Genomic DNA, 1,693 nt, shown 5'->3' with positions numbered 1-1,693 from the left:
AGCACGAAAAGGGGCTCAGCCGCATCACCGTGGTCACCGTCGCGACCCCCAAGGTGCTGATCCAGATCAAGCTGCAGCTCGAGCGGCTGATCCCGGTGCATCGCGTGCATGACTTGACCAGCGAGGGCAAGTCGCTCGAGCGCGAGCTGGCGCTGATCAAGGTCGCCGGCTCGGGCGAGCCCCGCGCCGAGGCGCTGCGCCTCGCCGACGCCTTCCGCGCCCAGATCGTCGACGCGACAACCGAGAGCTTCGTCTTCGAAGTCACCGGCAAGCCGAGCAAGATCGACAGCTTCATCTCGCTCATGGTGCCGCTTGGGCTCGTCGAAGTTGTGCGCACCGGTCTGGCCGCGATATCGCGCGGCTCCGAGGGCATGTAAGAGCGGGTGGCCGGGAGCGATCCCGGCTTTCGCTTGGGAGCTTCCATTCATGGCGTCGCCGCACCCGTTCCGCGGGCCCCTGTTCATGGTCCTCTCGACCGGCTCGTACCTGATCAACGACACGCTGATGAAGCTGGCGACGGCCGGGCTGCCGCCCTACGAGGTGCTGATGCTGCGGGGGCTTGCCGCCCTGATCTGGGGCACCCCGCTGCTGCTGGCCCTCGGCTATGCAAGCCAGTTGCCGCTGCTGTTCGAAAGGCGCGTGCTGGCCCGCAACCTGGCAGAGGCCGCGGCGGTGCTCGCCTACATCGTGGCGCTCGCCAACATGCCCATCGCCGACGCCACCGCGCTGGGTCAGGTCACGCCGCTGCTCATCCTTCTTGGCGCCTCGATTCTCTTCCGCGAGAGGATCGGCGGCCTCGCCATGGCGCTGATCGGAATCGGATTCATCGGCGCCCTGATGGTCGCCCAGCCAACCGGGGCGGGGATATCGGTCTACGCGCTGCTGGCGCTGTCGAACGCGGTGCTCTGCGCCGTGCGCGACCTGGCCGGGCGGCGCATCCGCGCCGAGGTTCCCGGCCTGATCGTCGCCATGTCGGCGGTGATCGTCGTGCTGATCGGCGCGGCCGTGCTGCACGTCGTCACCGAGACCTGGGTGATGCCGCGCGCCGAGCATCTGGCCCTGCTGGGCGGCGCCGGGTTCTTCCTGATCTTCGGGCACCTCTTCATCTTTCTTGCCTATCGGGTCGGGCCGACGGGCGTGGTGGCGCCGTTCTACTACTTCTTCACCTTCTGGGCCGTGCTCTCCGGGGTGGTGGTGTTCAACCAGTTCCCCAACCCGCTCGCGGTTGCCGGGATCGCGCTGGTGGTCGTCAGCGGCATCGCGGTGGTGCTGCTCGACGAGCGCCGCCGTCGACTTGCCCCCGTGGCCTGATCCGCACTTCGGTGATCCGGTCATCACAAGGTTCGATTGGCCGGCGGCCCGCCCATGGGCTAAGCCTCCGTTCCGCGCCGGAGCGCTGCCAGGACTTCTTGCGATGACCCACCTGTCCGTCAACCTCAACGCCGTCGCCATGCTGCGCAATCGCCGCAGCGTGCCCTGGCCGAGCGTTACCGGCATTGCGCGGGTGGCGCTCGAGGCCGGTGCCGACGGCCTTACGGTACATCCGCGGCCCGACGAACGTCACATCCGCAGGACGGACGTCTTCGACCTGGCCACGCTCCTGCGCCGCGACTACCCGGGCCGGGAGTTCAACATCGAGGGCTATCCGACCGACGACTTCCTCGCCCTGTGCGAGGCCGTGCGTCCCGACCAG

Annotated in this window: 3 protein-coding genes; all 3 read left to right on the top strand. The window is 68.3% G+C overall.

What is annotated here, in order from left to right:
* Window positions 1-377, top strand: a 377-nt coding sequence (gene ilvN, locus ACE3TU_RS22100) for an acetolactate synthase small subunit (RefSeq protein ID WP_374628005.1), incomplete at its 5' end; no start/stop codon positions are given.
* Between the two features lie 49 nt (window positions 378-426).
* A complete protein-coding gene (locus ACE3TU_RS22095; protein WP_374628004.1) occupies window positions 427-1,311 on the top strand; it encodes a DMT family transporter in 885 nt (294 codons plus the stop codon).
* A gap of 103 nt (window positions 1,312-1,414) precedes the next feature.
* Window positions 1,415-1,693 (top strand): pyridoxine 5'-phosphate synthase (locus tag ACE3TU_RS22090; protein ID WP_374628003.1); only part of this gene is annotated, 279 nt, incomplete at its 3' end.

The organism is Devosia sp., from assembly GCF_041917035.1.
GTDB lineage: Bacteria > Pseudomonadota > Alphaproteobacteria > Rhizobiales > Devosiaceae > Devosia_A.
The sequence above is the reverse complement of the archived record's forward strand: the minus strand, read 5'-3'. Positions and strand labels throughout refer to the sequence as shown.